We start from the raw sequence: 23,453 nt of genomic DNA on the forward strand, positions 1-23,453 counted from the left end.
GGGCATGATCCGGCATGGCTTTGGGTCGTCAGAAACTGCTCCAACTCATTCACCTTGCTGCGGCAGCGACCGAGGAAGCATTTGATGAAGCGCGCCGGCGGCGTTGGCAGCGCACCGGCAGTCACCAGCCTGAGCAAATCGCGGCCTATCACGGCTATGCGGATGGAAATGGTGTGCACCTTTCCGGGCGGGTGCTGGCCAACCGGCCATCGGGAGGGCCACTGGATGACGATAGCTGGTGGGATAATCTGGCAAATACCTGGAGACGCTGGGAAAGCGACGAAGTGGCCGGTGCCGCCGTCACGTTGGAGTTCGGCGGGCAGGAACAAACCGTGGTCACGGATGAGGAAGGATATTACAGCGCTGTCTTCCCGGCCCCGGTCTCCGGCGACCTCCTCTGGCTTTCCGCCACCGCGAGCACCAGCTCGTCACAAGGCTCAATCACGGCCCGCCACCAAATCCTCGTGCCGCCCGCGGCCGCGAACTTCGGCATCATCAGCGACATCGACGACACGGTGCTGCACACCGGCATCACCAGCCTGCTGCTGGCCGCGAAGCTCACCTTCATCGAGAACGCGAAGACCCGCAAACCCCTGGACGGAGTCGCCGAACTCTACCGCACCCTGCAACACGGGATGGCAGGCAAGCCGACGAACCCGATCTTCTACATCTCCAGCTCGCCGTGGAATCTCTACGATCTGCTGATCGACTTCCTCATGCTCAATGAGATTCCCGCGGGTCCCCTGCTGCTCCGCGATCTAGGCTTGGATCGCACGAAGTTCATCAAGGAAAAGGGCCACGGCCACAAGCTGGAGAAGGCCCTGCGCTTGCTCGACGCCTATCCGGAGCTGCCCTTCATCCTCATCGGCGATTCCGGGCAGGAAGACCCGGCCATCTACGCCGAGGTGGCCCGCCAGAGACCGGGCCGGATCCTGGCCTGCTACATCCGCGACGTGGATCCAGATATCGACTCGACCCACGATACCGCCGTCCACCGCGCGGTGGATCTGGCGAGGCTACAGGGCGTGCCGATGATCCTCGCCCGCGATAGCCGGGTCATCTCCGAACACGCAGCGGCGGTCGGACTCATTCCGCGCTCATCTCTCCCCGGCGTCGCCCAAGATGCCATAGCCGACAAGGCGCGACCGGAGACCGGAGAGCAGGCGGTTCAGGATGCCTTGGAATCGATCGTGCCGGAGTGAAACTCCGAGCCCAAGACCCAATAGCTCAATCTCCCAATCGCCAATTTTACTTTCCAGACTTATCCCTTCGCTCGATCCGCTTTCCGCAAGCGGTCGGCCAGCACCTTCATGACGCGCAGCGCGAAGAAAGGTATTTCGTCCACGAGGAAGGTGAACTGACGTTGATTGAGGGGGATCAGCTTGCAATCCGTACGTGCCACCGCGTCGGCACTGCGGGGGGCTTCATCAATCAGCGCCAATTCGCCGAAAAAGTGCTCCGGACCCACGGTTTCGACCACGGTGCCATCGATCACGATATCCACCTCGCCCTCTTCCACCACGAACATCTCGTCGCCCGGATCGCCCGCCTTGAAGATCGTGGCACCGGCGGCGAAATGACGGAGCTTCGAGGGGTCGGAAAAAATGTTAGGCAGCTTCATGGGGTAATGCGCAAGCGCGCTCGGCCCTATCAAGAAGCCGCAGTCCGGGCAAGCCAAAGGCAAGTGGTTACAAATCCGCCACAATCCGGTGACTCGCGGATCGACGGCGCAACTCGCGCTGATAATTTCCCCCGCAGTGGACCATGGAATCGTCGCCGACATCGCCTGCTGCATCATCGCGGCATGGGTCGTGGGCGTGCTTTGCCAGGTGGCACGCCAGCCCTTGTTGATCGCTTACCTGCTCGCGGGCTTCGCGATCGGTCCGAACGGCTTCAAGTTCATCACCGAACCGGAGTCGATCCGGACCACTTCCGAAATCGGCCTGATCCTGCTGCTCTTCATGATCGGCCTGGAGATGGACCTGAAGAAGATGCTCGGCTCGGGCCGTGCGATCACGATCACGGCACTGGTGCAGATCTACGGCTGCGTCGGGCTGGGCTGGCTTTTCTTCTCCCGGATCGGCCCCGCAGGGAGCGGGCTGGAGGCGCTCTATCTCGCGGTCGCCGCGGCGATGAGCAGCACCGTGATCATCATCAAGCTGCTGCACGACAAGCACGAGCTGGAGACCCTGACCGGTCGGATCACGGTCGGCATCCTGGTGCTGCAGGACGTCTTCGTGATCCTCTTCCTGGCCATCCAGCCGAACCTGAAGGACCCCGCGCTAGGCCCGCTGCTGGAGGCGTTTGCCAGGGTGTTCCAGTTGGTCGGCGCGGCGTATTTCACCAGCCGCTTCGTGCTGCCGCACGTCTTCAAGCTGGTGGCGCGGCAGCCGGAGCTGGTGCTGGTGGGCGCGCTAGCCTGGTGCTTCGCGATGTCCGGCCTGGCCGGATATCTCGGGCTCTCGCGGGAAATGGGCGCGCTGATCGCCGGCGTCATGGTCTCGACCTTCCCCTACACCCTCGACGTGGTGGCCCGGGTTACCAGCATCCGCGATTTCTTCGTCACCCTCTTTTTCGTCTCGCTCGGGATGATCATCCCGCTGCCGACTTGGGACTACCTGCTGTGGATGCTGGTGGTGAGCGTGGTGCTGGTGATCACGCGCTTGATCACCGTTTTCCCGGTCCTCTTCCGAATGGGCATGGGGCAGCGCATGAGCCTGCTGCCGGCGGTAAACCTCAGCCAGTTGAGCGAGCTCTCGCTGGTCCTGCTCGCCATTGGCAAGGCCAGCGGCGATGTCTCGGAAAGGACCATCAGCATCGCCGCTTTCTCATTCGCCTTCCTGGCGATCGCATCCACCTACGGCATCCTGCAGAGCGACGCGATCGTGCGCCGTGCCGCGCCGTGGCTGGGGAAGCTGGGCTTCCCGGACTTGCCCGCGACCGGTCATGAGGGCGGGCCCGGCGAGGAGGAACCGACAGTCTTCATCCTCGGCTTCTCGTGGACGGCCAGCTCTCTGTTAGAAGAAATCACGCGGGAGAAACCCGGCCTGCTGCCGCGGCTCAAGGTCATCGATTTCAATCCGGAGACCGCGAAGGAACTCCGGGCCCGTGGTATCCCGGTGGTGTATGGCGACATCAGCCGTCGCGACATGCTCGAGCACGCCGGCGTCGCCCGCGCGGAAGTGATCATCTGCTCGCTTTCGGACAGCATCCTCCGCGGCGCCAGCAACCGCAGGATGCTGCTGCAACTGCGCACGCTGAACTCCCACGCCCAGATCATCGTGCATGCGGAAAAGCTCGCCGACGTCGCGGGTCTCTATGCCGACGGGGCCAGCTACGTGATGACCCCGCGCCTGCTGGAAGCCCGCGATCTGCTAACCATGCTGGATGCCGCGGAGAATGACCTCGTCGGCGAGATGCGCGCCGGGCAACTGGCGTGTTTGGAAGAACGCCGCGAGGTGATTCCGTGAGGGCCTTGGAAAGGTGGTCCGCACAACCGGCGAAGCCGAGATAGCCCCGCACTTTGATTTTCATATCCGGGGCAATCCTCTGTGCGGGTCACCTTTTCCGGTGGACCTACCGCTCGATCCGCCCCTTGATATCCACCGGATGAAGCTGCTGTTCGTCGCCGACCTGCACTACGCGCTCAAGCAGTATGACTGGCTGGCGGCCCATGCCCCGGAATGCGATGCCCTGATCATCGGCGGTGACCTGCTGGATCTCGGCAGCGCGCTCGATATCGATCTGCAAGTGGTGGTCGTGGAGAAGTATCTGCACCGCTTGGAAAAACTAACCCGCGTCATCGTCAGTTCGGGAAATCACGACGGCGACCATCGCGACGCGGCGGGCGAATCCCGCGCAAGCTGGCTGGGCGATGTGAAAAGCGATCACCTCCACGTCGACGGCGAATCCATCGATGTCGCGGGCATGCGCATCACCATCTGCCCGTGGTGGGACGGTCCGATATCCTGCGCCGAAGTGGAGCGGCAATTGATCGCCGCACAACCGCCGCCCGGCATGCCCTGGGTATGGGTTTACCATGCGGCGCCCGAAGGCCCGTTGAGCTGGACCGGCAAGCAGTTCGCGGGCGATGCCACTCTCACGGAATGGATCAAGCGCTTTTCACCGGGCCTCGTCCTATCCGGCCACATTCACAATGCGCCCTTCTACCCGCAGGGGGCCTGGATCGATCGCCTCGGCGAGACTTGGGCCTTCAATCCCGGGAAGCAGATCGGCGGCAGCCCGACGGCGCTGAGATTCGATCTGGAGCGCCAGGAAGTGAGTTGGCACTCCGACTCCGGGGTCGAGGCGCGGAGTTTGATGGTGTAGCTGGATTCAGGAGTGCGCTGGCGGACGCTTGGCATGCTTTCGCTGTCGGTGCATCAGCGTGCTGAGCACCTCATCCACCATGCCGATGTGGTCATGGCCCTCATACTGGTGCTTCACGTCGACAAGGTAACGGTTGAGCGTATCGATGCGATGGGCGAGCAGCTCGGCCACGTGAAGACTCGCGGCAGGCGAGGCGGCGAGGAAGGCACGCGGCTCGGGAATCGAAGCGAAGCGCGAGGGCTTCAGCGTGCGCACGCTGGCGGTGCACGGACCGCCCAGCAGCAGCGACATCTCGCCGAAGACAGCTCCGGCCTCTGCGATCTTGCCGACGCGGATGTCATCGCGAAGGATCTCCACTTCGCCCTCGATCATCACGTGCAGGGCATCGCAGGGCTCATCCTGCTTCAGGACAAACTCACCCGCCGCCAGATCGCAAGTGGGGTGGCCGGCGACGAACTCAAGGAAGGTGTTCATGGCACGAAAACCGGAGCAGCCGGGAGGCCAACCCCGGCACGAGACGAAGTCAGGCGTGAATGAGGCCCTGCGAGATGGCGATCACGTAGCCCGCCTTGCAGCTCAGGTGGAGCAATTGGTCCGCGACGTAGCCATACTTGCCCTCCCCTTTCCCGAAGTCGATCAGCCAATGCATGCAAAGCTCGATCGCGCCTAAGAGGACGCTGCCGGAGACGATCCACACACCGCCGGAGTGGATCAATGCGTGGGCGGTCAGGGCGATGAGCCATTCCTTGGTGCCGGTGGCCGTACTACGCTGCTTCTCCCGGGCGAGGTAGTCACCCTGAAGAGGAAAATCGGCCAAAGCATGGGCAATCGCGAACGCGAAGAGCAGCGCGAGCGCACCATCGTGTGAGAAAATGCTCACGTGTGGGGCTTCCAAAAGCTGTGCATGGCCGACTTCTCTTCCGACTCCGCAAGCTTGGCATTCATGGAGCGGATGCGGTGCCCGGCGAGGCGGAGGAGGCCCTTCATCAGGGCCACGCCTGCAATCGGGTCGCTATCGAACAGAGCCTCCAGTTCCTCGGCGGAAATCCGCCAGATCAGGCATTCGCTCTTGGCCACGACCGAGGCACTGGCCGTGGCGGGATCGAAGATATTCACCTCGCCGAGGGAATCACCGGCACCCAGCGCGGCGACCAGGATATTTCTCCCGCCTGCCGCCGCAACCACGTGCAGCAGCCCCGAAAGGATCAGGTAGAGATTCCCTTGGGGCTTGCCCTCTTCGATCAAAGCCTCTCCCGTTTGCGGTCGGACGAAGGAGCCGAAGCCGGAGAAGAATTCCCGGTGGGAGGCGTCCAGATCGGACAGGAAGCCGATCGCCGGCAGTTCGGTGAGAGGGGATGAGGAACTCATGGTGTTATCGAGTTGGAGCGTGGCTGCTAGACCAGCCGACGGCTAGCCGGAAATCGCGGGCTGACGGGATCAGTTTCTAAGGGCGGAAATCTCGATGTTCGCCTGCCGCAACCGGTCACAAAGCTGGAGGGCGATCTGATTGGGGATCTTCGCCTTCAACTGCGGTTGCTAGTCGGGGATGCAACCCGCCACCTTGCCCTCGCGATGGGAAGCATGACGTTCGTGGAGGGCTTTGCACATTGGGTCAAATGCGCGGGATGAACGCAGATAGCAGCCGGATTCCACTTGAGTTTTCGCCGGTTCGGCAGCTGCGGCACCGCAGCCTATTTCATATCCCATCCATCCTGTATGTTTGGAAATGCCGCTATTGACCCCGGATCCGCCGCGGGTGGCTTCCGAGAATGGGCCGGAACGAAGCTCGTCGGAGGAAGCCACCCGCGGCGGATCGCCAGGGACCATCTCGTGTGATCCCATTGCGGCCGCCCCGGGAGAACGCGGGCGGGGGTGGCCTCCCCCGCCCGCGGCGGAAACGTCCAGGCCGAATCCATCCAGGACCTTCGAGTCCGTGACCGAGCTCATGGCCGTTCGTTTCCGCTCCCGGTTCAATGCTCGAACCACTGAATGGGTCTTTGAACCCGCATCGCAAGATTGAGACATGAACCGCAATACACCTACCCACATCGGCATCGACGTGTCAAAGGCACGCCTCGACGTCCACATCCCCGGCCAAGCCCACCTGCAGGTCGCCAATTCCGCCCGCGGGCTGGACGACCTCTTCACCGCCATCGCCGGCGTGGAAGCTCCCCACCTCGTCTGCGAGTCCACCGCGGGCTATCAGAAGTTGTTGGCCGTCACCGCCCTCCAGCGCGGCATCCCCGTCTCGGTCGTCATGCCCGCCCGCGTCCGCTATTTCGCGCTCTCCGGAGGCATCCTCGCCAAGACCGACCGCATCGATGCCCGCCTCATCGCAAGCTACGCCGACACTCACCGGCCCCCGGCCCTGGTGGCTCCCGATCCCGCGGCCGTCGTGCTGCGCCAGATGCTCGAAGCACGGCGCGTCCTCGTCGACCTCATCACCGATACCGACAACCGCCTCGAGCTCGCCGAGGGCTTCCTTCGCAAAACCCTCACCAAGCTGCGCCGCGCGACACAGCGCCTGCTCGACCAGGCCGATGCCGGTATCGCCGCCCACGTCGCGGCCTCGCCCGTGCTCGCCGCCAAGTCCGAACGGCTCCGCCAGCTCAAGGGGGCAGGTCCCGTCCTCGCCCACACCCTGCTGGCCTACCTCCCCGAACTCGGCATCTTGCCCGACAAGACCGTGGCCTGTCTCGCGGGCGTCGTCCCTCATCCCAAGGACAGCGGCGCCACCTGCGGCAAGCGCAAGATCCAAGCCGGCAGGGGGGCGGTGCGCAAGGTCCTCTACATGGCGGCGGTGTCGGCCTCGCACTCCAACACCGTCCTGAAAGCCTTTTACCAACGTCTCCTACAAGCCGGCAAGCCCGCCAAAGTCGCGCTCACCGCCGTCATGCGCAAAATGATCACCATACTAAACAAACTTCTCGCCGACCCGGATTTTACCCTTGCCTGAAAACACCACTGCTCGGTCCCAATCCTCTTCTTCTGCGGTCATCCCGTCTATCTGCGGTTGAATGCCTTTCCGCAAACCGGTCAGCAAATCTGACGGGGGGCCGATTATTATGCGGGCCGAGGTAACGGTATTCGCCCTCGGCCTGACACCGTTTAGCCCTGCCCTTCCACATACCTAGCCAGCTTCTCCAGCGTCATTCGCGTGCCTTCCTCGTTGTCCCCGGGGCGAATCCCCGGGGGAATGTCCCTGAACAAATAGGTCACCCGCGTGCCGTCATCCTCCGCCTCCAGCGTGATCTCCACGATCATCTCCCCCGAGAAGGCCGGATCGGCGGAATTGAAAACGATCGCCTCAACGATCTTTTCAAGCGGCACCAGTTCGACGAATCGCGCCGTAAACCGGTCCTCCCCTTCCGAGGTCTTGCCGAGGGCTTCATCTTCGCCCGGCGGATAGAACAAGGACATCTCGTAGCCGCCGCCAACCCTGAGATCGAACTCATGCACCCTTCCCGTCATGTCCCCCGGCGCCTGCCAGACTTCCAGGGCCGAGGGATCGGTCAAAGCCCGATAGAGGGCTTCCTGCGATGCCCTGATGAATTTCGAGTTCCGCGTGCTGCTCATTTCATTCTCATGGCACCAGCGATTCCACCCTCACACGATAAAAACCTTTGGCCGCGGTAGCAGCGAAATCGGTCAGTGTTAGAGGCCCGTTGAGTAGTATCGGACCGACGACGGTCACGTCCGACCAATTCTCGCTTTCCAAGCTGATGCGGCGCTGGAGCGTGTAAATGCGCCCGCTCTTCGCCGGCACCATCAGCGAAAAGGTGCTGTCAGTCCGCTGGGGCTCGCTTGCCGCGAAGACATCGCGGGGATCCATCGGATCGGTCCCGGCAATGTATTCGTCGAGATTGAGGCTGCCGTCGCCATCCGGATCGGCACCATCCGCGGCGGAGCCGGTATTGGAGGTCGAGGCGAAGTGCTCCTGTCGCCAAGAGAACAATGGCGAAAGTTCGGGAAGATAAGTGAACGTCACCGTGGTCAGGTTGTTGGCGAGCACGCCGACGGTCTGCTGGGCTGGCGCCTGGAAGCCGGGGATCGCCTTGAGCTGGAGAATGTATTCTCCCGGCGTCAGGTTGTTCTTCCGGGTGCCGGAGATGAGGAAACTGGAATCGGCACCGGGTTTCCACAGGGCTCCGGCGAGCCGCGCCTCAAGCGGCAGGATGACCACGGTCAAGGAGCCCTTGGTGGAGGTGGTCGAGACGGCGGAGTAGCTGGTCTGGGAAATGCCGCCGCTGTTGTTGTTGTTGCCGGTATTGGCCGTGAGCTCGGCGCGGTTGAAGAGATCGATCACCACGCTATCGATCGCGCGGACGAGGTTCTGCTCGTTGTGACCGCCGAGGTAGATCCCCGCGGGGAAATAATTACCACCCGCGACCTGGACGCAGAGCGGCCCGCCGAGCATGCCGTGGACGCCAAAGATATCACCATCGTTGGTGCCGAAAATCGAAGGGGAAACCTGGGTGTAGGCATCGTCGTCCGAGCGACTGGCCTGCATGCGGCCGTGGTTCGAGGTCGAGCCGCCACCGCGAACCGGATAGCCGACCAGGGTCTTGAGGGCCGTCGGGCTCAGCAAAGGCTTGGTCGTGTCATCGGTGCTGAGGAAGCCGGAGTAGCCGCCGCGACCGGCATCTTCCAGGAAGTAGAGGGCCGCGACATTCGATTCCTGGGCGGCGATGGAAAGCTCCCCGGGAGTATTCTCCGCCTCGCGCTGCGCGGCGTAGCCATCGAAAACATAGAAGCCGCGGGGCACCTGCGGCTTGGGCTCGTGGACATCCCGATCCTGTTGGAACAGCCACTGGACCCCGGGAACCTGGGCCAGCGTGATCTCGTCGAAGACCGCCTGCGCCGTGGTCGCCACCACCCGCGGCTTCACCGCGAAGCCGCTGTGCGAGCCGGTATCGTTGCGGATCTGGCCGACGTAGGCGTAGGGCTGGTTGCGGCGCGTCGAGACAGTATCATAGGGCAAGACGCGGATATTCCCGGCGTTGGCATCCAGATCGGGGTTGTAGGTGAAGGTGGCGACGCGGGTCTCGCCCGCGGCGATGACCAAGGTGGAAGGAGGCGGCGCATCGAGATCGAGCGCCGTCTTGAACTCGACCAAGTAACTGCCCGCGGTCAGGCCGGTGATGACTTCGCCGGAATTCCGCCATGGCAAGCCGACGTAGCCGAAGGGCCGCCACTGCACACGGCTCGAAAGGGGCACGCCGACTCCCGTGCGGTTCTCCGGCAGCAGGAAGACCTGCAAGCCGCAATCCGGCGGAGTCGCAGAGACAAAATACTCGCGCTCCAGGACCAGCCCCGGGGCACCGCTGATGATCCCGACCAACTCGCGCCCCGGCTGATGATAGCCTGCAATCGGCAGGAATTCGATCTCGCGGTCACCGGTGGTCATCCCGGTGGCAATGCTCCCGGAAGCCCGCCAGTGAATCTCGCCGACGAAGCGCCACGAACCGATGCCCGCGGGAATCGTATTCACCAGCAAGCTACCTTGGCGTTCGGTGACATCGAGCTCGCGCGGAAATTGCTGGAGCAGCCCGACAAGCCCGTCGCTCTGGACTTTCTTGATCGCGCCGGTAGAGGAGGATGTCGGATCGGCGGGCCGCACGGCGAAGGTGCGGTAGAAATACGCGACGCCGGGAGTGAGGTTCGCAAGATCAACGTGCACGGGAACCTCAGTCTCGCCGCTGACCGCGGGCGTCGAGGCCGCGATGCGGTTCGGAAAGCTCACGCCATCGGTGCCGTATTCGAAGAACACCTCCGCCGCCGCACCCCGCGGCAAGACCGATCCAGCGAGGCGGACACTGGTCGAATTCAGCGGACTGGCACCGCCGGTGGTCGCCAGCGGCGCAAGGAAGGAAGTCTCGAAAGTGAGATCCTCGCCCCGCGTCGTGCCGAGGCTGTTAGACGCGACGAGGCGGCAGTGATAGGTTCTGCCGGGGATCAGCCCGGTCGCATGGACCACCACCGGAGCAGGATCGCTGCCGCTGCCAATACCCTTGGCAGGAGTCGAGCTGCCATAGGCGAGCGTCGTACCGTATTCGAAACGCACGAAGGTGGTTCCGCCCATCGGATTGGCCAAGCCTTCGAGAACGGCGCTCGTCGCGCTCACATCATGGACAGCGACCGTCGTCGCCTCGGGCACCGCAACGGGGGTGCCGGTCCCGCCATTCGCCGAGCTGGCGATGAACACCACATCCTCGCCGACCGCATTGCCTGCGGTGCTGGTGCCGACCAGGCGGTAGTGATAGATCGTATTCGGGACCAAGCCTTCGAGCGTGTAGGCGATGTCCACCACGTTCGGCCCGCCCGGCACCACCTGCTGCGGTGTGAAGTTCCCATAGGAGGTCGAATCACCCCACTCGAAACGAACCGTGGTGGCCGTGCCGTTGGTATCGACCGCGCCGATCAGCTTGACCTTGGTGTCCTCCACGTCGCTCGCCTGACCGGTGGCAACGAGCGGCGGCGCCTTGGTCGTGATCAGCACCTTATCGAGGCCGAAAATCGTCCCCGCGCCGGTGGTGATGCCGATGCGGTAGTGATACGTCGTCTCCGCGCTCAGCCCCTCGACAACCGCGGCAATACTCTGCGTGGAACTCCCGGTGATCTCCTCGCCCGGCGTGGCGCTGCCGTAGGCGGTGGTCGTGCCGTATTGGAAGAAGACCGTCCCCTTGCCATTCGGATTCGCGGCCCCGCGCAAGGTCGCGGCGGTGAAGGTGATGCCATTCGCCACGCCGGTAACGATCGAGGCCGGCGGGGTGCGGGTGATCGTGACCGTATAGCGCTTGGTGGTGCTGCCATCACCCGAGGTCACGTCGATGTGCACGGCATTCGAGCCGACCGCCAGGTTGATCGGATTGCTCGCGGCATCCGTCGGGACAATCACTCCGGCGACGCGCACGGTCGATTGCACGACCTCCGCCAGCGGCGTCAGCAGGACCGCGCTGACTTCATTCGCGACGGCCAGCGTGTAAAGCGTGGTATCCGGATTGAAGCTCGGTGAAACCTGCCCATCGCTCGAGAAGATGCCGGTGAGATTCGCATTCGCGGACGGCAGGATGAAGATCAGCGAGGGATTGCTATCCGCGGTCCCGCTAAGACTCGAAGCGCGGACCCAATAGCTCGCATTGCCGGTGAGCAGCGGCGTCGTAAAGGTCGTCGCGGTCGCACCGGATACGGGCGCGCTCGTATCCCCGCTCTCGCCCTCATACCACTGGAAAGTCGGCTCGGGCAACCCGCCGGCAGCTACGACAAACGTCGTACTCGTCCGATACTGGATGCTGCGCGCCGCGGCGGGCTGAAGGGTAAACTGCGGCGGAATCCCCGTGACCACGATGGTCAGCGGAGCTTGCACGCTGGCGCCACGGATACTCACCGCAAGCAGGACATCGTAGCTGCCGGGAGCCCCCGGAATGCCAGAAACAAGGCCGGTCGCGGGGTTGATCGAAATCCCTTCCGGGAAGCCACTACCAGTCCAAGCCGCACCGGTCTCGCTGGAAACGACCTGATAGCTCATCGGCACCAGATAGGGCACGGTCACGGCCTGCGCTTCCATCACCGGCAGCGCGGTAATGACCAGCTCCTGGCTATCCGCACCACCGGAGTTGCTGGCCCCGATCGTCACCGGAAACACCCCGGCCACCGTCGGCGTCCCGGAGATCAGCCCGCTCAGCGGATTGAAGCCGACCCCTGCCGGCAGCGCACCACGCAGGGAATATAATGTCGGTGAATGGTCCGCCGTGATCTGGTAGGAAAGCGCCTGCCCGCGGACTCCCGCCACCGTCCCCGGAGAAGTGATCGCCGGTGCCAGGAAGACATCCTCATAAGTGAAGGTCACCGTCGTCAGCCCCGCCGCGGCGACCGTCACGGACTGCGCCGCAGGCGGCACGAATCCTTCCAAAGTCGGGAAAGTGACGCTGTAGATATTCGGATCGAGCGCATCCAACTGATCACCCGAGAGCTGATAGGGCGACTGGCTGTTGATCCGCCAACCGGCACCCGCAGCACGCGCCGGGGCCGGCTCGATAATCACCTTCAACCCGCCTAACAATTCATCCGGGTACTCGCTCGTTTCCGGCGGCGACAAACTCCCACCCGCCGCACCGACCCCGGCACCCGAACTGACATCCGCGAAGCCGATCAGCGTGACCATGTCGCTGTCCAAGGCCCGCACCACGGTCTGGCCCGTGCCCCCGAGATAGATCGCAGCAGGATAATAAGCACCGCTGTCGCTCAGCACGCACAAGGGCCCGCCGGAAGCCCCGCCGCTGCCGCGGATGTCGGAAGTAATGTAAGTCCGCCCGAACGATTTGGTGAAGCTCGCGGCTGACGGCGGAGTCGCATGCATCCGGTCCAGATCGACCGCCGCGACGCCATCGACTGGATAACCGGTAAAGGTCTTGAGGGCCTCGGAAAGCAGGAACTCGTTGTTCGAGCTGTCACTGGCCAGGTAGCCGCTAAATCCACCGCGACCCGCTGGCTCGAGGAAGAACAGCGTCCCCGCATCCAGCGTCTGCGAAGCAGGCGTGGAGACACCGGGCGAGTTATCCTCCGCCCGCTGCGCCGCGTAGCCGGTCATCAGATAGAAGCCGCGCGGCGTCTGCGGTACCGGATCGTGGACATCGCGGTCGCGCTGAAAAAGCCACTGCAAGCCGGTTGTCGCCGCCAGCGTCCCATCGTCGAAGATCACGTGACCGGCAGTCGCCACCACTCCCGGGCGAACCACGAAGCCGCTCCCGGAACCGGCATCACCGCGAAGCTGCCCGACATATGCATTCGGCAAGTTCTCATCGCTCGAAACGGCCTCGAATGCCAGCAAGGCAGGCGGCTCACCGACCGGATCCTCCTTGATGTAATACGTGATCGTGACCGTGGCCGTCTGTGAGTCCGTGATCGTGGCCGTCACCGGATGCGGCGTCGCGCGGCCATCCACATCCTTGCTGAGAATCACATGATTGCCGGGAACCAACCCGCTGATCGTGGTTCCGCTCTCCTTCCACTCCGCCTCGCTCTCGCCGAAGAAACGCCAGCGCGCGGGCGCGATGCCCTCGGTCAGATCCTGCGGCTTCAGGAAAACCGTTAGACTCCCGCTGCCGGGGCTGCCGGTAGGCACATAGGTCCTCGCCAAGGCGGTAGCCGCGGGACTGCTGATCACCGCCACCGCCTCATTCGCCGGCTGGATGAAGCCCGGCACCGGTCGGTATTCGATCACCCGGTCGCCGCTGGTCAGGCCGGTTGCGGGCACCCCTGACTCGCGCCAGAATTGCTCCCCCGCGAAGCGCCAACCGCTGCCGATGTCCGCGGGACTGATCGTCACATTCACCGATCCTTGGCGATCGGCAGCCGCCACGCCAGGCGGGAATTGCCGGATCAAGCCGGACAGCGATTCGACATCGAAAGTCTTGGACTCCCCCACCCCTTCGCCCTGCGGTCCCAGCGCGCGGACGCGGAAGAAATACGTCACGCCCTGCGCCAGTTCGGGCACCTCCGCGCTGACCTCCGTATTCAGGTCGCCGGAGACATCCGCAGGCACGGCGCGGACGCTGTTGAAGGTAACGCCATCGGTGCCGTATTCGATCCAGGCTTCCGCGGCAGCACCGCGGGCACGGATCGTCCCGTCCAGCTTCACGCTGGTGGTCGTCAGCACCGTCGAGGCACCGGTCACGGCGGTCGGCGCAGGGAAATCGGTGGTGAAGAACGCATCCTCACCGTTGGTCTTGCCCAGATTGTTAGAGCCGGACACGCGATAATGGTAGGTCGTCCCGGGCAACAAACCCTGCACCGTGAATGCCACATCGACAGCGTCATCGCCATTCCCGATGCCCTGCAATGCCGTGCTCTGCCCGTAAGTGGTGTCGATCCCGTATTCGAATTGCACCAGCGTCGTGCCGTCCTTCGGATTCACCATCCCCCGCAGGATCGCGGACTCGGCACCGATGCCCACGGCGCTCTCCGTGACCACCTCGGGCGCGGATGTCGGCACACCGCTGCCACCCCCGCCACCGACCTGCACCGTGAAAACCACATCCTCGCCGAGCGCGGTTCCAGCGGCGTTGCTCGCCACCAGCCGGTAATGATAGGTCGCCCCCGGAATCAGCGCCAGGTTCGGCACTTGCACGCCGACGATCGCGAAGCCCGCCGCAACGTTCTGCACCGGCGTCGCCTGCCCATAGGCCGCCGTGAGCCCGTATTCGAAATACGCCGAAGCCTTCACCCCGTTCGGATTGACCGCACCGATCAGCGTCGCGGAAGAAGCAGTAACCGATGCCGGCGCACCCGTCGCCGCAACCGGTGGATTCGGCGGAGTGGTGAACTTGAGATCATTCCCATAGGTCGTCCCGGCCGGGCTGACCACGACCGCGCGGAAGTGATAGGTGGTCGCCCCGCTCAGTCCATTGAGACTCGCCACGAAGGGCCGCGAAAGGTTCCCGGAAATATCGCGGTCCGGCGTCCGGCTGCCGTAGGCCGGCGTGAGTCCGTATTCAAAGTAGACGGTCGCCACACCGTTCGGATTGACCGTCCCGTTCAAGGTAGCTCGCGCCGAATCGATCACCACCGCCGGCACCGAGGCCACCGTCACCGGCGCGGCTCGCGTCACACCCACGGTATAGATCCGGGTGCTCGTGCCATTCTCCGCCGTGATCACCGTCGTGATCAGATTGCTACCCACATTCAGGGAGATCGGACCGCTCGCCACACCGGACGCGACCGTCACTCCATTGACCTTCACCGTCGCGCTGGCAACGGCGGTGGTCGGCGTCACGCTGACGCTCGCAACGTTGTTCGCCACCGTGGTCGAGTAAGTCCCGGTCAGCGTGTTGAACGCCGGGGACAAGCTGGCACCGCTGATCGCGAGTCCCGAGAGATTGGCATTCGCCGAAGGCACCGGCGGCGGGGGTGCGAAGACCGTGATCGAGCCGGTCCCACTGATGAAGCTCGGACTGGAGACCGCATCATAGACACCATTCGGTTGGGCCACGCCGCCGAGCACCAGCGAAAGAACCGTATCGCTGCCCCCAAAATCGAGCTCCAGCGTGGCACCCTCGGCCACCGTGAGGGTCGAGGCATTGTTCGCGGCATTGTCTCCCGAGAGACGCAGGGTGCCGTTGTTCACCGTCGTATTGCCGCTGTAGGTCACGGTTCCACCGAGCGAAAGAATCCCCGCACCATTCTTGGTCAAACCGCCGTTCCCGGAAATTCCAGCCGTGAGCGTCACCGTGCCGAAACTAGTCCCGCCGAAAGCCAAGTCCGACGCCAGCTCGACCGGCGTGCCCAGCGTGACCGCGACCGCTCCATTCTGCTGGATCTCCGGCAGCGTCGCCCCGTTCGCGATGAACTGGATGCCGTTGCCCGCAAGCGTCAGTTCCGATTCGCCGAAGCGCAGCAGGTTGAGCTGGAATCCCGCATTGAGATCCTGCGTCGCCGTGTAGGGCCCTGCTACGGCAAAATCGAGCGTGTAACCGGCAAACCCGGCTGCCGCAGGCGTGGTGCCGGCTGCTTGGTCGTCGGTCCACTTGGTGGCGTCGCTCCAGTTACCATCGACGGCATCGGTCCAAGTGAATTGCACCGGCTCCACCGCAGCGGCGGGCATCAGCGTCAGAAGCAGCGCCGCCCACACGGCAGCGGGAATGGCGATCAGTCGGGCGATGCGGGGATGAAGCATGGCTCTATTGGGAGGATGAGGGGGAGGCAGCGCGGGAGCCGGTAAAACCATTCAAGCGGGAAATCATGACACCGAGCGGGTCCTTCACCGGCGCGAAAGCCGGATCGGCCGCCCACGCGGTGATCACCTCCAGGACCTCGCGGTCATGCACCGCGAGTTCCGCGGCGGGGTTGCTGATCTCGCGGGTCAGGAGGTTGTTCGAGACGAAGCGGTTGTTGTTCGGATACACGCTCGTAAAGGAGCGCAGCTCGGCGGCACTGCGGGCCGGATCGAGCATCCAGCCCTTCACGACCGCCTGCTGGGCGGGATCGCGCAGGTCGGCACGCGCGAACTGCTGCGCGACCATCTCGGGCCGGCTCTGTTGCAGCGTGCGGTCGGCGGCCAGAAGCGCCAGCTCCTCGGCCGGATGACGCTGGACCAGGCGGTCAAGCGTGAGGAATCCGGCATGGGCCAGATCCTTGCGGTCCTTGCGCTGGATCAGGCCGGAAAGCAAAGGCGTGCTATCCGTCGCCCCGACATGCACCAACACATCGAAGGCATTCAGGTAGCCGATCGAAGGCTTGGCCTGCCATCCCGGATTCGAGATCAGTTCCTCGGTCTTCGCCTTGAGGAACGCGGCGTCGGTCTGCTCTTCGCCGCGGGCCACGTTGCGCAGGGCCAGCGCCCATTCGTCCGCGGTGGTCGGCGTGGCGAGAATTTCCCGGCCGATGGCGGCGGCAGCGGCGGGGTCGATCGCCAGCAGCGTATCGAGCAGGAAGGAGCGGAAAGTCGGCCACTGCCCGAGCTTGCCATCCTTCCCGATTTCAAAAGACAGGCCGGTCGGATAATCCTCGCCGCCCTTCAGAAAACCGCGGGTGCGCGCGACCGCCTCGTCCTTCGGCAGCGCAGCGAGTTCAAGACGAAGCTCGCCGAGCTCCCGGCGCGAGGCCTCCGGAGTGGGCTTGGCGCGGAAAACCTCAAGTGCCGGAGCAAGCATGTCCGGAGCGGGAGCGGCGCTGCGAACCGGAGCCTGCGGAGCGCTGGACGTGCCGGTACTCGTGTCGGCGGGTCTGAATGACTTCCACAGCCACAGTGAGCACAGACTTAAGGCGAGCAGGGCGAAAACGACCGGCGTGGTTTTGAGGCGGAACATGGCGATGGGAGTCGCGGAAACGACCGATCGCCGCCAGGGCAAGGCCAAGCGGGATCCTAGGGGTGGGAAGCGAGGGGAAAACCTACAGGCAGCAACCTGCAGGCCGGGGGGTGAGCAGCGGGGGAAAGCTTACGCAGTTACGCAATGGAATCGGGGGTCCATGCAAACCGCGCGACTCTTTTCGGAATGAGATTATCTTACAAGTTCAAAGTAGCCTGAAAGTGACATATTGCACGATCGCCGCAGAAGCTTCTACTGCCACCTCAAACGCGCCAGCGACTGGGTGCGCCGGGCCCCAGCGTCGCTCTGCTGCATACCCCCGGGACCGCGGAGCCTCCCCCCCTCGCTCCACCACCTCTCGCGGCCCTCACGGAAATCGCCGTCGCCTGCATGCCTGCCTTTTATTGGTGTTCACCCGTGGTTGGAACTCAACCCTCCACAAACGAACTACCGCCCCTCACTTCTCCGTCATCTCCACCACCCCATCCACAATCAAATCCCCCGCCTCCAGCCGCTTCATGAAAAACCGGCTCGGCCCATCCTTCTCCCCCTTCGACTCCTCCACCGCGCGGAACAACTTCCCCGCCCTGCCCGGATCATTCGCAACCAAGGCCGCCTGCGCCTCCCGGTAAATTCCCAGCCACTCCGCTCCCGGTCCATCCTCCGCCCGGCCCATCACCTCATAAATCACCGTCAGCTCGCGCCGTCCTTTCACCTTCAGCCGTCCCACCAGCCGGGTCACAAACTCGCCCTCCAGCCGCTGGTTCACCTCCTCGCTGATCAGAATCTCCGTGCCCAAGGTCTTGTTCAAGGACTCCAGCCGCGCCGCCAGATTCACCGCATCCCCGATCATCGTGTAATCCACCCGCCGCGCGCTGCCGATGTTCCCGGCCACCACTTCCCCGAAGTGAACCCCGATCCGCGTGTTGAGCACGGTCCCGTCCACCACCACCCGGTCGATCCGCGAAAGCTTCCACGCCGCCCGCACCGCCTTGAGCGCCGCCTGCGGCTCGGCGATCGGCGCGCCCCAGGCCGCGAAGATCGCGTCGCCGATGAATTTGATCACCACCCCGTCGTCATCGAAGATGTGGCCCGTGGTCCGCTCGAAGTACTCGTTGAGGTTGCTCACGATCCGCTCCGGATCGCCGACGCGTTCGCAGAGGTCGGTGAAATTCTCAAGGTCGGTGAACATCATCGCGCCCTCGATCTTCTCGCCCCCGACCTTCATCTTGAAGCCCTCCGCGGTCAGGCGGTCGAGCATCTGCGGCGAGAGATACTTGGCGAAGGCCTCGCGCAATTGCCGCTGCTCCTCGCCCAGCTTGGCCCGGAAGAAGCGCTCGACATAGAAGTGCGCCGCCGTGCCCCAGACAAAGGCCACGGGCATCTGCAAAAACGCCACCACGCTCCACGGAAACCAGACCCGGTGGTAGTGCACCGTATACGTGCCCGCCGCGGCCAGCAGCGCGGTTCCAAAAGCCCCGGCGACAAGCCCGTGAATCGGACGCAGGCGGCTGAACATGATCCCGGCAATGATGCCGCCCGCGACCACCATCCAGTTGTCGTAGCGCGGATCGGCTTGCGTCAGCCAATCCTGCTTCAAGAGATTGGCCAGCCCGGTGGCCTGGATTTCCACCCCGCTCGTCAAAGGCAAGTCCCCGCGAATGTCGAAGCGGTGATAGGGTGTGGAAAAGAGATCCTGCCCGGCGACCGCGCCGAGGATGCCCGGTTTCGCTCCGACCACCACCACCTTGTCGCGCAAGAGAACCGGAACCGAGCCTAACAGAAGACTGCCGGCGCTCATCGACTTGATCGCAGGATCAAGGGGATCAGGACGACCCACATAGTTAAGCCAGCGCGAGGCGAGGCGATCCTTTTCCTCCAAGGGAGCTCCCAGCGCCACCGCCGCCTTCCAGGTCAGGGTCGCTTCGTCAGGAGTTCCGGTCGGAAGTTCCCGCACGGTGAACTTCTTGTCATGAAGCTGCACGACCAGGCCGAAGTCGTCCGCCGCGGCCAGGAGTTCATCCGTCGGGGGGATCAGTCGTTCGCCCATCACCCCGGCTTGGACAAAATTCTGGCGACCGCAGGCCAGCAGGATCTGACGGCGTGGCATGCCCGCGATCGGCTCGCCCATCTCGTCCACGCCGCGAAAGCGCAACATCGCCGCGGCGAACAGGCGATCCACCTCCGGATCCTTCGAGGGCCGGTCGAAAAGCAGGTCATAGACCACGGCGCGGGCACCGGCCTCGTTCAGCTTGTCGAGCAACTCGGCCTGTGCGCTGCGTTCCAAGGTCTGCCCGTCCAACTCATCGAGATAAACGATCCGGATGTCATCCGCCGAAGGGGCGCGGGGCAGGACGAAAGGCAGGTCGTAGCTCAGGGTCCGGATCGAGCCACCCAGCCGGTTGAAGGCGATGAAGCCGGTCAGGATCGCCAGCGCCGTCCCGATCAGCGCCGTCATCAGGCGGACCTGACGCTCGCTGCTCCACATCCCCTTTGCGGGGTTCGTTCCGGAAGCCATTCGCACGGCCTGTTAGAAATTGAAACGACAGCGCACCACCGCTGTCCGGTCGCGGACGATCTCCTGCCGCGGGTTCAGCGCGCTCAGGCGGTAGTCGGTATCGCCGATGTTCAGCACCCCGGCGCTGACCTCGCACTGGTTGCTGTTGAAGCGATACCCGGCCAGAGCGTTGAACTGCCAGAAGGCATCGCCATCGCGGAAGGTCCCGCGCGAGGGATCGTCCTCCAGGTCCTGCGAGTAGTAGTTCGCCTCCACCCGCGCGAAGAGCCCGGTCGGCGAGTTCCAGTTCGCGCTGAGCATCATTTCATAAAGCGTGGCCTCGTCCTTCACGTTCGCGAAGGGCGCGAGTGCCACCGGCAGTTCCGGCAACGTCGTGTGCAGCTCCGAGCTCGTAGCGCGGAACCCGGCACCGACCGAGAACTGGTCGCCGAGCAGCTGGTTCAGCGTAAGCGTGACCGATTGCTCCTTGTATTCGAGATGCTCCGACATGCTGTCCGCGAAATATGCCGGGGTCGATGGGAACACGCCCGCATCGTAGCCGGTGAAGATCCCGCGGGTGCGATCGACATCCTGCTCGATCACGTTCGCAGACACTCCCCACCAAGTTTTCGTCGGCAGGCTGCCCTCCGCGCTCAGGCCCCAGATGTCGTAGATCGGAGTCTCGATCGAACCGGCAATCGATTCGGAGATGACCGTGCGGTAGGCTTGGTTGAAGCCCGCGAGCTGCACCGGTTCAAGCCGCACGCTTTCGTCGAAGCTCACGCCGCCCATGCCGCCGGCATACATGCCGCGGAAGGTGACCCACCGGCTCGGCATGTAGGTGAAGCCGAACTTGCCGGAGAACTCCTCGTCCTCGCGCTGCAGGTTGTTCACCGGCGGATTGCGGAAGTTGTCCGGGTGCTCGATGTGATCCCAGGACCCGCCGCCGATCAGGGTCAGGCAGGGCAGCACGGTCCAGTAGTCGTAGGCGTAGAGGCTGAGCCGGTCGAAATCGACCACCGAGTGCTGCTGCACCGCGGGCGTCTCGAAGCCGCCTTCAAAGTTCGGCCGCTGCGCCTCCAGGCGCGTGTCGGTCTCGAACTCGCCCGACTGCCAGCGCGCGCCGGCAATCAAGAGGTTCTTCTCAGTCTGGAGGATCTGCTGGATCTCCGCGGTATCGATGTCGAAGCTGCGCCGCGAGTAGAAGTCGAAGGTCCCGCCGGTCACACCCTGCACCGCTCCCCGTCCCAGATAGGGCGCGATCGCACGCAACAGATCGCCGGAGTAAACCAGCGACTCGCCATCCGGACCCATGCCCACGGCGGGTGGATTCGCGTTCTGCAAGCGCGGGTTGGTGAACTGGTCCACGCCATTGACGTTCTCGATGAAGCCGGGGCGCAGGCCGTCGGCATCGCGCTGGACCAGGAGCTGGGTCGAGGTCGGGTTGATCAGCACCTGGTCGGCACTGAGATGGCCGCCGAGGAAGAGCGTGTGCGAGCCCGGACCCCAGCGGTGGTTCCAGCCGCCGAGCAGCATCCCCGGCTCCTGGTTCTCCTGGAACTTGAGTCCCGGCTCGATCGTCCGGTTATCGAAGGTGTCGAAGTTATCGCCGCTGTCCTGGTCCTGCCACTTGCCGAGGAAGTAGAAGATGTCGTCCGGCGTCACCTGCCACTTGAGCTGGCCGTAGATCTCCTTGCGCGTGTTGTCGGCATTGAAGCGGTCGCCGCCGTTGTTGTCGCGATACACCGCGTCCAGGCCGAAGCTGACATTGCCCGCGGTGCCGAAGACCGAGGCCACGGTGCGCAGCTCGCCATCGCTGCGGAACTCGCTCAGCACGCTGCCGCCCAGGCCGTCCGCTTCCAGCAGCTTCGAATATTCCTGCTGCGAGACGAACTGCGACAGGTGCCCGCCGCCGACCGGCGCGAGCATGTAGGCCAGCAGCAGCTCGTTGAACCAAGGCGTCTCGTAGCGCAGCGTGATCCGGTCCGGATCGCGCAGGGCATCGAAGGAGTTCGCTAGGAAGAGGTGCGCGGAAGCATTCGTGTAATCGCTCTCGACCGCGCGCGTCGCCTCGCGCACCGCGACATCCTGCATCCCGGCGTTCTGGTAGATCTTGGCCATATTCGCGCTGCGCACGGCGCGGTCCTGGTCGAGCAGCAGTTGCGAGCGGAAGACGCTGCGGTTGTCATTGAGCGCGATCGACTCGGCCAGATCCTCGATCGCCTCGTTCGGGCGGTTGCGGGCCTGCAACTCGAGCGCGGAGTAAAGCAGCGGCGTCGGGTCCTTCGGGTCAAGGGAACGGGCGAGGTCGAGATCCTTGCGGGCTTCGGCCGACTTCCTCTCCATGCTCAGCGCCTTGCCGAGGTAGCTGTGATACATCGAGACCGTGGGCTCGACCGTGGTCGCGGTCTGCATGTCCGCACGACCGCCTGCGAGGTCACCACGCTTGGTCTTGGTCAGGCCGAGGCCGAGCCAGGCACTGCCCAAAGCGCCATCGAGATTCACCGCTTCCTCGAAGGAACGCCGCGCCTCGGGGATCTTGTTCTCTGCACTCAGCACGAAGCCCTGCAGCGAATGCGCGCGAGCATTGCGCGGCGTCAGCTCCAGCGCGGTGGCCAGCGCCTTCTTCGCCTCGGGCACACGACCGAACGAAAACTCCAGTTCGGCCAAGCGGGTCCACGCGTAGCCATTGTTCGGTGCAAGCCGGGTCGCCTGGTTCGCGGCCTCGCGCGCGCCCTTCAGGTTGGAGCGCGACTGGCGGTAGTAGCTTTCGGCGATCGCCTCCCCTGCCGTCCCGAGGCGGTCGGCGCCCCAGGCTTCCTGCTCCTCGAACTTCACCGCAGCCGTCATCCGCCGCAGCGCCCGCTTGCCCGGGTTCCCGGCAGGGACACCTTGCAATGCCTTCTCGGCTTCATCCAAACGCCCCACCGCCAGCAGCACCGCGGCATGGTAAAGCCTGCCGCCATTGCCCCGCGGCGAACGCCCCGGATAACTCTCCAACGCTTCCAGCAAATCCCCGGAACGGTAAGCGTCCAGCGACTTCGCCACCGCCTTCTGCTCGCCCGCGCTCATCCCCAGCTCCTCCGGATCGAGCACGGCGGGATAGTAGAGCGCCCACTGCAGGAGGTTGTTCGCCATGATCACGGCGGTCCGCTTCGGTGCCCGGCCCGGCGAGGCTTCGCCGGCCTCCCCGGCATTCAGGACCAGCTTGCCCTGCAGGTTCGCCAACTCGACCTGGCCTTCCAACACCTGGAATTGGGAGCGGCCGTTGGCATCGACCTTCACATAGAGCTGGGTGCCGCGCATCGCTCCGTTGGCCGCGGGGGTCTTGATATCAATCTCCCCGCTCTGCTCGCGGCTGAAGATGAAGGCCGCCCCGCTCCCGACATCGAGCCGCGGCTTGGCCTCCTGGAAGAGCCCGGGCGCGATCTCGATGGTGGTGAACTGTTCCAGCCGCATCGTGTAGAGATCCGTCAGCTTCACCGTCGCCCGGCTGCGCTGGCGGGTCCGGATCCGGTCGCCGACCGTCAGCGACTGGTCCTTGGCCGCCGCCGCCCAGTTCGCCCCGCCGCCCTTGGCCGCCTGCACGATGTTCTCGGTCTCCAGGATCTTCGCGTCCTGCGCGGAGAGAATCCCGGTAGCGGCAGCACAGGCCAGGAGGGAAAGCGAAACGGAGGGGAATCTCATGGACGTCGGAGGCGGCTGGCTACAGGACGACCGGGGCGGAAGCGGTCGCGGCCGGAGGGAGTGCGTCCTCAAGGGGGAATTGCAAAACGCAGACTGCCACCTAGACCCCTCCACAAAAGGGGACAAGCCGAAAG

13 protein-coding genes are annotated in these 23,453 nt (G+C 64.2%); 4 read left to right on the forward strand and 9 right to left on the reverse strand.

Features of this window, described 5'->3' with window-relative positions:
* Positions 1-14 precede the first annotated feature (14 nt).
* Complete coding sequence (locus ABWK72_RS04075; RefSeq protein WP_367873515.1) at positions 15-1,202, forward strand: App1 family protein; 1,188 nt, start codon at positions 15-17, stop codon at positions 1,200-1,202.
* A 59-nt stretch (positions 1,203-1,261) separates the two neighbouring features.
* Here ABWK72_RS04075 and ABWK72_RS04080 read toward each other — a convergent pair whose 3' ends face one another.
* Entirely contained in the window at positions 1,262-1,621 is a 360-nt protein-coding gene (locus ABWK72_RS04080) for a cyclic nucleotide-binding domain-containing protein (protein WP_367873516.1), read from the reverse strand.
* A 136-nt stretch (positions 1,622-1,757) separates the two neighbouring features.
* On the opposite strand from ABWK72_RS04080, the gene ABWK72_RS04085 reads away from it, so the two are divergent.
* Both ABWK72_RS04085 and ABWK72_RS04090 read left to right on the forward strand, forming a co-directional pair.
* A complete protein-coding gene (locus tag ABWK72_RS04085) occupies positions 1,758-3,470 on the forward strand; it encodes a cation:proton antiporter (protein ID WP_367873517.1) in 1,713 nt (570 codons plus the stop codon).
* Between the two features lie 100 nt (positions 3,471-3,570).
* Positions 3,571-4,329 carry a metallophosphoesterase gene (locus tag ABWK72_RS04090; RefSeq protein WP_367873518.1) on the forward strand — a complete coding sequence of 253 codons (759 nt, stop codon included), beginning with the start codon at positions 3,571-3,573 and terminating at the stop codon, positions 4,327-4,329.
* A 6-nt stretch (positions 4,330-4,335) separates the two neighbouring features.
* On the opposite strand, the gene ABWK72_RS04095 is transcribed toward ABWK72_RS04090, so the two are convergent.
* From ABWK72_RS04095 to ABWK72_RS04105, 3 genes are read right to left on the reverse strand one after another with little or no spacing between them, the layout of a single operon-like run.
* Positions 4,336-4,803: a Crp/Fnr family transcriptional regulator gene (locus ABWK72_RS04095; protein WP_367873519.1), complete on the reverse strand. Its 468-nt coding sequence runs from the start codon at positions 4,801-4,803 to the stop codon at positions 4,336-4,338.
* Positions 4,804-4,852: 49 nt separating this feature from the next.
* Positions 4,853-5,209: a DUF3307 domain-containing protein gene (locus ABWK72_RS04100; RefSeq protein ID WP_367873520.1), complete on the reverse strand. Its 357-nt coding sequence runs from the start codon at positions 5,207-5,209 to the stop codon at positions 4,853-4,855.
* Complete coding sequence (locus ABWK72_RS04105) at positions 5,206-5,697, reverse strand: Crp/Fnr family transcriptional regulator (protein WP_367873521.1); 492 nt, start codon at positions 5,695-5,697, stop codon at positions 5,206-5,208. Before ABWK72_RS04105 ends, ABWK72_RS04100 begins: the two co-directional genes overlap by 4 nt.
* 655 nt (positions 5,698-6,352) lie before the next feature.
* Here ABWK72_RS04105 and ABWK72_RS04110 point away from each other — a divergent pair.
* Complete coding sequence (locus ABWK72_RS04110; protein ID WP_367873522.1) at positions 6,353-7,285, forward strand: IS110 family transposase; 933 nt, start codon at positions 6,353-6,355, stop codon at positions 7,283-7,285.
* Positions 7,286-7,437: 152 nt separating this feature from the next.
* Here the strand turns inward: ABWK72_RS04110 and ABWK72_RS04115 are convergent, their stop codons facing one another.
* The 5 genes from ABWK72_RS04115 to ABWK72_RS04135 all read right to left on the reverse strand — a co-directional run bounded on the left by ABWK72_RS04115 (position 7,438) and on the right by ABWK72_RS04135 (position 23,319).
* Entirely contained in the window at positions 7,438-7,905 is a 468-nt protein-coding gene (locus tag ABWK72_RS04115; protein WP_367873523.1) for an SRPBCC domain-containing protein, read from the reverse strand.
* A gap of 7 nt (positions 7,906-7,912) precedes the next feature.
* Positions 7,913-16,003, reverse strand: coding sequence for a cadherin-like beta sandwich domain-containing protein (locus tag ABWK72_RS04120; protein ID WP_367873524.1), 8,091 nt, complete (start codon positions 16,001-16,003; stop codon positions 7,913-7,915).
* 4 nt (positions 16,004-16,007) lie between these two features.
* Entirely contained in the window at positions 16,008-17,135 is a 1,128-nt protein-coding gene (locus tag ABWK72_RS04125; RefSeq protein ID WP_367873525.1) for a hypothetical protein, read from the reverse strand.
* A 457-nt stretch (positions 17,136-17,592) separates the two neighbouring features.
* The gene (locus ABWK72_RS04130) at positions 17,593-19,653 is read right to left on the reverse strand and encodes an adenylate/guanylate cyclase domain-containing protein (RefSeq protein ID WP_367873526.1); all 2,061 of its coding nucleotides are present in this window, start codon (positions 19,651-19,653) and stop codon (positions 17,593-17,595) included.
* 12 nt (positions 19,654-19,665) lie between these two features.
* A complete protein-coding gene (locus tag ABWK72_RS04135) occupies positions 19,666-23,319 on the reverse strand; it encodes a tetratricopeptide repeat protein (RefSeq protein WP_367873527.1) in 3,654 nt (1,217 codons plus the stop codon).
* Positions 23,320-23,453: the final 134 nt, after the last annotated feature.

The organism is Luteolibacter sp. Populi, assembly GCF_040801775.1.
Classification (GTDB): Bacteria; Verrucomicrobiota; Verrucomicrobiia; order Verrucomicrobiales; family Akkermansiaceae; genus Haloferula.

Coding starts and splice junctions, on each gene's coding strand:
- ABWK72_RS04075 (WP_367873515.1), top strand. CDS start 15: ATGGCTTTGGGTCGTCAGAAACTGCTCCAACTCATTCACCTTGCTGCG.
- ABWK72_RS04080 (WP_367873516.1), bottom strand. CDS start 1,621: ATGAAGCTGCCTAACATTTTTTCCGACCCCTCGAAGCTCCGTCATTTC.
- ABWK72_RS04095 (WP_367873519.1), bottom strand. CDS start 4,803: ATGAACACCTTCCTTGAGTTCGTCGCCGGCCACCCCACTTGCGATCTG.
- ABWK72_RS04105 (WP_367873521.1), bottom strand. CDS start 5,697: ATGAGTTCCTCATCCCCTCTCACCGAACTGCCGGCGATCGGCTTCCTG.
- ABWK72_RS04110 (WP_367873522.1), top strand. CDS start 6,353: ATGAACCGCAATACACCTACCCACATCGGCATCGACGTGTCAAAGGCA.
- ABWK72_RS04115 (WP_367873523.1), bottom strand. CDS start 7,905: ATGAGCAGCACGCGGAACTCGAAATTCATCAGGGCATCGCAGGAAGCC.
- ABWK72_RS04120 (WP_367873524.1), bottom strand. CDS start 16,003: ATGCTTCATCCCCGCATCGCCCGACTGATCGCCATTCCCGCTGCCGTG.
- ABWK72_RS04125 (WP_367873525.1), bottom strand. CDS start 17,135: ATGTTCCGCCTCAAAACCACGCCGGTCGTTTTCGCCCTGCTCGCCTTA.
- ABWK72_RS04130 (WP_367873526.1), bottom strand. CDS start 19,653: ATGGCTTCCGGAACGAACCCCGCAAAGGGGATGTGGAGCAGCGAGCGT.
- ABWK72_RS04135 (WP_367873527.1), bottom strand. CDS start 23,319: ATGAGATTCCCCTCCGTTTCGCTTTCCCTCCTGGCCTGTGCTGCCGCT.